At 61.7% G+C, this 8,271-nt stretch carries 8 protein-coding genes; 2 read left to right on the top strand and 6 right to left on the bottom strand.

The features are described from left to right. The first annotated feature begins 1 nt into the window (after position 1). The gene (locus VJX68_RS01160; protein WP_324093801.1) at positions 2–2,371 is read left to right on the top strand and encodes a DUF748 domain-containing protein; all 2,370 of its coding nucleotides are present in this window, start codon (positions 2–4) and stop codon (positions 2,369–2,371) included. A 1-nt stretch (position 2,372) separates the two neighbouring features. Here VJX68_RS01160 and VJX68_RS01165 read toward each other — a convergent pair whose 3' ends face one another. The 3 genes from VJX68_RS01165 to VJX68_RS01175 all read right to left on the bottom strand — a co-directional run bounded on the left by VJX68_RS01165 (position 2,373) and on the right by VJX68_RS01175 (position 4,507). After that, positions 2,373–2,552 (bottom strand): hypothetical protein, encoded by a 180-nt coding sequence (locus VJX68_RS01165; protein ID WP_324093802.1) that lies wholly within the window; start codon positions 2,550–2,552, stop codon positions 2,373–2,375. A gap of 137 nt (positions 2,553–2,689) precedes the next feature. Then, positions 2,690–3,631: an aldo/keto reductase gene (locus VJX68_RS01170; RefSeq protein WP_324093803.1), complete on the bottom strand. Its 942-nt coding sequence runs from the start codon at positions 3,629–3,631 to the stop codon at positions 2,690–2,692. A gap of 18 nt (positions 3,632–3,649) precedes the next feature. Then, a complete protein-coding gene (locus VJX68_RS01175; RefSeq protein ID WP_324093804.1) occupies positions 3,650–4,507 on the bottom strand; it encodes a CmcJ/NvfI family oxidoreductase in 858 nt (285 codons plus the stop codon). A 95-nt stretch (positions 4,508–4,602) separates the two neighbouring features. On the opposite strand from VJX68_RS01175, the gene VJX68_RS01180 reads away from it, so the two are divergent. Further along, positions 4,603–5,124, top strand: a complete 522-nt coding sequence (locus VJX68_RS01180; RefSeq protein ID WP_324093805.1) for a mismatch-specific DNA-glycosylase — start codon at positions 4,603–4,605, stop codon at positions 5,122–5,124. Between the two features lie 56 nt (positions 5,125–5,180). Here the strand turns inward: VJX68_RS01180 and VJX68_RS01185 are convergent, their stop codons facing one another. From VJX68_RS01185 to VJX68_RS01195, 3 genes are all read right to left on the bottom strand, one after another. Continuing rightward, positions 5,181–6,689, bottom strand: coding sequence for an ATP-binding cassette domain-containing protein (locus tag VJX68_RS01185; RefSeq protein ID WP_324093806.1), 1,509 nt, complete (start codon positions 6,687–6,689; stop codon positions 5,181–5,183). A gap of 229 nt (positions 6,690–6,918) precedes the next feature. Then, positions 6,919–7,878: an alpha/beta fold hydrolase gene (locus tag VJX68_RS01190; protein ID WP_324093807.1), complete on the bottom strand. Its 960-nt coding sequence runs from the start codon at positions 7,876–7,878 to the stop codon at positions 6,919–6,921. Positions 7,879–7,923: 45 nt separating this feature from the next. Continuing rightward, positions 7,924–8,271: FAD-binding protein (locus tag VJX68_RS01195; RefSeq protein WP_324093808.1), on the bottom strand; the 348-nt coding region annotated here is incomplete at its 5' end.

An 8,271-nucleotide genomic window follows, 5' to 3' on the forward strand; every position in this document is an offset into this window, starting at 1 on the left:
TGTGCGCAGGATACTACTCATCTCCGCCATCCTTGTTGGCGCGGTGGTGCTGATCGCGGCTGCGCTTACCGCTTACGCGTTCTTTAACTTGAGTTCGATCGTCGCGCGCAATGAGAAGCGGATACTGGCGCGCGTGAGCGACGAGCTTGGCCGCTGCGTCGAAGTCGGGAAGATACAGGCGCAGATGGGATGGGGCGTGTCAGTCGAGGTGAGCGGGCTAACGATTGCCGACGATCCGGCCTTTTCGGCGAAGCCGTTTCTCGCCACGAATGAAGTCTCGGTTGAAGTCGAGTTCATCCCGCTGCTTCGCGGCGAGGCGAAAGTTAGGAAACTCGATCTAAGCAAACCCGACATCAGGATCGTGATGAACGCGAAAGGCGATCTCAATCTGAGCACGATTGGGTCGAACGCTAATGCGCAGAGCGAGAACACCGCGAGCGGGCGCGCGAAGCGATCGTCGCTGGCCGAGTTGTCGATTAAGGCGCTGAGCATCGAGGACGGCGAGATCTACTTCAACGATCTTGGCGAAAAGAGGGCGCCGATTCGCGTCCATCACCTGGATTTCGACGTGACAAACTTCAACGCCGCGTCGGCGTTCGACGTCTCGACGAAGTTCGCCTTTCTGGGCGATGAGCAAAACGTCGAGGCGTCGGGCAAGCTCGGACCGATCCTCAATCAAGGCGTGCTGGACGCATCGGGAGTTCCCGTCGATGTGAGCATGAAGCTCGATTCGATCCTGCTGGATAGTCTCCGGCCGCTTGCCGACATTGGAGCGGATATTCCGGCGGGGCTCTCGATTCCCGATGCCGCCTCGGTGAGCGGGACTGCGCGCGGTTCGTTGGGCAAGCTCGCGATCGCGCTCAGCACCGACCTGACTGCGAACCGGGTCGCTTACGCGGTGATTTTCAACAAGCCGGCCGGGACCGCGATGACGGTGAATGCGAACGGGACCTGGGACGACCAACTCGAGATAGCGAGCGTCAACCTGAAGCTGTCCGATCTCGAATTGACGGCGAGCCGGTTTTCAGGCGGCAGCGCGCAACCCTTGAGTGCGCAAATCGATTCGAACAGCTTTAACCTTGCCAATCTGAGTCCGATGATAAGTGCCGTGGCCGGGTTTGACGTGACGGGCATGAGCGAAATTCACGGCACGGTGAAACTGGGCATCAATCCGCCGGCCGTGGATGGAACCGTGACGTTGAAACGGGTTGCGATGAAGCCGGGGCCGTCGTGGCCGAGCGGAATCGGCGATCTCAACGGCACGATTCGCTTCGCTAACGGGATCGAAGTTGTTGAGCCGACGAGCTTCACGTTCGGCTCCGCGCGCGGGAACTTCGAGGGACGAGTCGAATCGTTGCGTCCGCTCAGCGCCAGCTATGCGTTGAAGGCCGACTCGGTGAAGCTCGCGCAGGCATTTGCGAGTCGTCCGCTTGGCGACGTTGTCAACGGGTTGGTGGTGAAAGGCACTGCGGACGGCCAGCTGACGTCGCCCCGAATCAGCGCGACGATCCGATCGACAGACGGTACGCTCGAGAATGTTTCGTACAACAGTCTCGAGCTGACGGCGGCATACCTGAACGGCCGCGCGTCGGCGCGTCCGCTGAACGTCGGCGTATTCGGCGGCACGCTGAGGGCGGATGCCGACGCCGTCTTCGGCGCCGTGCCGACGTTCGACGCTACGCTCGCGATGCAGAATCTGAACATGGAACAAGCGATGCGATCGCAAAATATAGAGGTGGCCGGCAGGGTGCGAGGACTTCTAACCGGCGATGTGGCCGCGTCGGGGAGCGGCGCGAATTGGGATCGAATCAGGCCAACGATCCGCGGCAGCGGGCGCGTGGCAATCGCGAACGGCAAGCTGGTGGGAGTCAATATCGTGGCGGACGCGCTCAACGCGGTTGCCGCGGCGCCGGGAGTCAGCCAGCTCGTGAACGTGGCGTTCATGTCGAGTCATCACGGGCTGCTGGTCGATCCCGACACCGAGCTGCAATCTGCCAGCATGAGCTTTCAGCAGGTGGGGCCGCGGTTCACGACGCACGATCTGTTCGCGCAGTCGCCGGATTACGCGATCACGGGCGACGGCTGGTTCGACATGGACAAGAACATCGACATGAGCGCCGACATCCGGCTCGCGCTTGGACTGCAGGTCGCAATCCCCGTAGCGGTGAGCGGGAAGCTGCCAGGGGTGCGGGTGCTGCCTGACGTGCCAAAATTGGCGGAGCGCGTCGCGATGGGCGCGATTAACACGCCCGGCAACATAATCCGCGGCGGAGTGAACGCGGTGGGCTCGGTCGTCGGCGCACCGTCGGCTGGATCGGCGATTCCGTCGATTCCGAACCCGATTAACGCGCTCAAGAAATTCCTGCCTTGAACTACCGGTTAAGCAGCCCCATGGTGCCGATGATCCAAATGAGCGTCACGATGCCGAAGACCACGCCGGGCAACTCGGACAGAAAGCAATGTTGGCACATGTTGAGTCCTTCCATTTCGTGCGACGGTTTAACGAAAGCGCGAATCGACGCCATCTGTTTCTCGGAGAGTATTGAAGTCATTTTGTTCGCCTCCTAATGGAACACGTCTTCACCTCTAAGGCGTTAAAGCGGCCTGAACGGAGGGTTCAAATGGGGCGAACGTTCGGTGCTGTCCGTACACGACGGCGAACAGCTGGCGAAATGCAGGGACCCAGACGTTAACGACGGGTTAGTTTATCTACTTCGGCGAGTTCTTCGGAGGTCAATTTCCAGTTGCCGGCTTTTATGTTTTGAGTGACCTGGTCGGGGCTGGTTGCGCCGGAGATTACGCTGGAGACCTGGGGTTGCGACGCGAGCCATCCGACGGCCAACTCGAGGATTGTGTGCTCGCGGCTGCCAGGGAACTTCTCCAGCTTTTCGAGCGTCGCGAAGTTTTCGTCGGTGAGCGCCTGCTTCGCCATTCGCTGGACCAGCGAGAGGCGGGTGCCTTTTGGCGGCTCGGCACCGCGCTTGTATTTTCCGGTGAGAAATCCACTCGCCAGTGGAAAGTAAGGCAGGATGCCTACTCCGAACTCGCGGCATGCAGGAATCAGTTCGCGTTCGATGCGGCGGTCGAGCAGGTTGTACTGGTTTTGCGCGGAGATGTACGACGCGAGTCCGCGGGTGCGCGAAATCCAGTGCGCATCGACGGCCTGCCATGCGGCGAAGTTGCTATGTCCGATATACCGGACCTTGCCGGCGCGAATGAGATCGTTGAGCGCCTCGAGCGTTTCATGCTGCGGCGTCTCGGGATCGGGCTGATGAATCTGGTACAGATCGATATAGCCAGTGCCCAATCGTTTGAGACTCGCCTCGGCGGCCGCCACCACGTAACGGCGCGATCCGCCGCGCAAGTAGGGACCATCGCCCATTGCCATGCCGAACTTGGGGGCGACGATAATGTCGCGGCGGCGATCGCCGAGCGCCTTGCCGAGCAGCTCTTCGGAGCCACCGCGATTGCCATAGATGTCGGCGGTGTCGAACAGCGTGATGCCTTCGTCGAGCGCCTTGTGCACGACGGCGCGGGTCTGTTCCGCGTCGCATTTCATGCCGAAGTTGTTGCATCCGAGGCCGACGGCAGAGACCTTGAGGCCTGAGTTACCGAGATTGCGATATTCCATGATCGGTCCTTTGGTTGTTCAGGCTGCGGCGTCGGGCGCAAAGAAGACCAGGGTCCGCACTTCGATGCTTTCACGCGCCGCCGCGTCGGGCGGGCTCGAGGGATCCTCGAAGGCGGAATGCGCGGTGAAGCGCGCGCGGCGCCCGTCGGAGTCGTAGCACTTGAGCAATAGGACTTCTTCCTTTTGCTGATTCGGAATGTAGTACCATCGATGGTTCGGGTTGTACGCGACCGAGTATACCTCGCCGTCGCGATCGCGGTACTTGAGCACGTGCTTGACAAAGTCGTCCTGCACCATGCTTTGCGCGTCGCACACCGCGAGCGGAGACTCCTGCACCGGTCCGCGAATCGGGCGCCAGACGTTGATTACCGCGAAACGATTTTTGAGCAGCGCGTCGGCCTGGTCGGGCAGTAGATCGCGCACGCGCTGCGGTCCGGACTTGAGCGTGTAATCATTGTGCGCGACCTTGACGGGCTCTTGCGCGCCATTCTCGCGCCGCTTCGCCATCGGGCGCGAGCGTACGTTGTGGTCGAACACGTGCACTTTGACTGCGCCGGTAAATTCGCAGACCAGGCGCTCGACTTCAGGGTAGTAAACTTTGCGCACCTCGTCGGCGTCGTAAAAATTTGCGACCGCGGACCGCTGATGCGTGACCGCGAAGCCTTGGCGGTCGAGCGACAGTTGCCCAAGGATCGCGCGGGCGCTGTGGATCGGGACGGTGAACTTTGCGTAGGTTCCCGTCCGCTCGGGGACGCCCGGCGGCGGCTTAAAGTTGTAGCTTACGGGATGCTGGTCTTTGTCGGCGAGGTAGTTGAGCACGCCGTTGACGTAGTCGGGACTGATAGCCGCTGAGTTTTCCGCGCTGGGGGTCGTCATAGGGGAAGTACTCCTGAGATCTTTAACTGTGCTACGGCAACGCGCGCGGCGGGTCAAGCGAGCGTGAATGCGGCGAAGATGGCAATATTCGGCGGATGGCAAAGCTGCGCGACATCCTGAAACTGCGGCCGCGAATTTTATTCGTCGGGATCAATCCGAGTCTTCGCTCCGAGCAGATGGGGCATCATTTTGCGAGCCCCGGCAATCCGTTCTGGCGGCTGCTCCATACGGCGCGGCTGGTGCCCGTGGAGTTAAAGTGCGAGGACGACGGGCGGCTGGTAGAATTTGATTTGGCGTTGACGAACCTGTGCTCTCGGGCGACGCGGGCTGCGTCGGAGCTGAGCACGGCCGAGATGATTGCGGGACAGAGAGTGCTCGCGCGGAAGATTCGGCGAGTACGGCCGCGGGTGGTTGCGTTCGTGGGCGTGAGCATCTACCGGAGATTTTTTAGGGTTGTGCAAGGGGAAGGTGCGGGCGCCAAGGAGCAGGAAATATCTGGTGCGCGGGTGTTCGTGCTGCCGAATCCTAGCGGGCTGAATGCGAGTTATCCGGGGTTTAGGGATAAGTTGATTTGGTTTGAGCGGTTGCGGGAGTTTGCTGACTCCCTATTCGACTAGCTACTCGAAGATTTGCGAATGGCTACCGAAATGACTATTCGACTCCGTGAGGGAAGCTAGGAAGAAGATCTTACCTCGACCCTTCCCGCGTTCAGCCGCCACTCGATGCTGGTGCACCTTCGCGCGAGCGCGTCGTCGTGCGTCACGATCACCATCGCGCCCGGATACTCGGCTAGCGCTTCCTCGAGACGTTCGATCGCCGGCATATCGAGATGGTTCGTCGGCTCGTCGAGCACCATCGCCCACACCTGGCGCCCGAGGCCGTACGCCATCGCGAGTTTGCGCGCTTCGCCGGGCGAGGGCGCGGCTGATTCCAGCAACCGGTCAGGATCTACGCCGAGCGCCGCAACCAGAGTTAGTACGCGGCCGCGTTCGTCGGGGTTGAGATCGCGAACCGCATCGAGCATCGCGATACCGTCGCGCACGGTTAGTTCCTGCGGCAGACAGAGAATGCGCTCCGGCGCAATATGCGCTCCGCGTAGCATCGCGGCGAGCAGCGTACTCTTGCCGATTCCGTTGGGGCCGGCGACGCGAATCTTCGCGTCGCGCAGCACCGCTAGATGGAGGTCTTCGAGCAGCCGTAAATCGCCCGCGCAAATCGCCGCCTCGTCGAGCGTGAAAACCTTGGCCACGGGCGCCGGCGTGTAAGCGACGAAAATCGAACGTCCCTTCGCCTTGCGAAACTTGTATTCGCCGAGCTTTTCCGAGACGCGATCAACGCTCGCGCGCAACACAGCCGCGTCGCGCGAGATTCTTCGCGACGCCATCTCGGCCTTGCCCTTCGCCAGCGCGCTGGTGGCGTCATGATCGCCGCGGAACTTCATCCGCTTGCGGGTGCCGGCGTTTGCCTGAGCCTCGGCCGACATTGCCAGGCGCCGTTTATCGGCAAGCCGCCGCGCAAGGTTCTCGCGCTGCTGCTTGAGCCGCTCGTACTCCGCGTAATGCGCGCGCTCCTCGGCCTCCCACGCGCACTTCGCGTCGCTATAGCCGCCGCGCCAGATGCGCGCCGAGCCATCGTGCACGCGCACGGTATAACTCGTGATTCGATCGAGCAGCGCGCGATCGTGCGAGACGATTATCCCGACGCCGCGAAAGCGCTCGAGACCGGCGATCAGCAGCTCGCGCGCTTCGACATCGAGATGGTCGGTCGGTTCGTCGAGCATCAGCACAGCGGGTTCCGCGCCGAGCGCCGCGCCAACCTGCCATCGCTTGCGCTCGCCCGGCGACAACGTAGGCCATCGCGTAAGCGTGGCGGCGTCGAGGCGCAACTCGCCATGGATCCGCCGCGCGATGCCGTCGGTCGCGCGCGCAAATGCGGCAATCTCGTGGGTCATCGCCTCGACCGTCTGCGCACACGCGCGAATCACGCCGCGAGGCGGATCGAGATTGATGTGGCCAGCTGCCGGCTCAAGCTCACCCGCGATAAGGCGGAGCAATGTCGTTTTGCCGGTGCCGTTAGGTCCGACCACGCCAGTCCATCCGGTCGCGAGCGTGAGCGTCACGCCACTCAGGGTGGAAACGGAATCGGTATAAGAAAAAGAGAGACCTGAAAGCCGCACGAACATAATAACTGCTCCACAAAAATGCCCACGCGCAAAACCCGCCGCGCGAGCGGTTGTCCGAAGACACGAACGATGGAGTAGTTACTTCCGCACGCCTTCAATCTCTCCTGTGAGGGATTCCTCGAAAATATCCGCGCAACGAGCTCGAATCAACCTGTCTTATCATTGGGTGCAGGGGTCACCCTGTCCAAGGAAGTGTGAAACCCACGGTGCGTTTCACTAAAATTAGGTGCTACAGACCTTTCAGAAATTCGATCAATACTTCATTGATCTCTTTGGGCCGCTCCTGCTGCACCCAATGGCCGGCGCCGGGGATTATCACTTTCTTTTTCAGATTCGATGTGAACGCACCCGCCAACTCGTAGCCGCCAGGGATCATTTTGCCGACCACGTCGTGCTCGCCGGCGGCGAACACGGCGGGCTGGCGCAGCTTTGCGCCGTCGAGGAACGGCGTCAGCTCCCAGTTGCGATCGGAATTGCGATACCAGTTGATCCCACCGCGAAAGCCCGTGCGCTTGAACTCGGCGGCAAAGAAATCCAGGTCGGCTTCCGTAAGCCAGGTCGGCAGCTTGTCCGGCACCATCCCGGTCTCGATAAACTTTTTGGTTTTGGGGAACAGGAACGAGAACTCGCCGTCCCGCGGCGCATCGCCCGACGCCGAGTAGAGGACCATCGCCATCGAGCGGCGCGGATCGGCGTCGAGCTCCTTCTCGACCACCCCCGGCTCCTGGAAGTAGAGCTGGTAGAAATGCTGGTCGCCGGCGAGCGCCTTCATCCCGTCGGTTGGACGAATAGGACCGCGCGGAAAATACGGAACGCTCAGCAGCGCGATCGCGCGAAAGATGTCGGGGCGCAGCAGCGCCGAGTGCCACGCCACCGGCGCGCCCCAATCGTGACCCGCAATCACCGCCGACTCGACGCCGAGGCTGTTGACCAGCCCGACGATATCGCCGACCAGGTTCAGGATGTTGTACGACTCGATCGGCGCGGGCGCGTCGGTCTGGCCGTAACCGCGCTGGTCGGGCGCGACGACGCGAAAGCCCGCCGCCGCGAGCGCGGGAATCTGATGCCGCCACGAGTACCACGACTCCGGCCATCCGTGGCACAGCACCACGAGCGGCCCCGCGCCCTGCTCGACGTAATGCATCCGGATGCCGTTGGTGTTGACGAACTTATGCTGCAGCTCAGACATCGGGCTTTACTCCGTCTTTACACTGGGTGCAGAGGTAACCCCTGCCTACGAATGCTTGAGCTTTTTGATTTCCTCGGCCATCTCGGGGACCGCTTTGAACAGGTCTGCGACCAGGCCGTAGTCGGCGACCGCGAAAATCGGCGCCTCTTCGTCCCGGTTGATCGCGCAGATGATCTTCGAGTCTTTCATCCCGGCCAGATGCTGTATCGCGCCTGAAATCCCGACTGCGATGTAAAGTTCGGGCGCCACCACCTTGCCCGTCTGTCCGACTTGCAGGTCGTTGGGCACGAAGCCCGCATCCACCGCCGCGCGCGACGCGCCCATCGCGGCGCCCAGCTCGTCGACCAGCGGCTCCAGCACGGTCTTGAAGTTTTCGGCCGCCTTGAGGCCGCG

It is taken from the genome of Binatus sp. (SeqCode), assembly GCF_035272065.1.
GTDB lineage: Bacteria > Desulfobacterota > Binatia > Binatales > Binataceae > Binatus.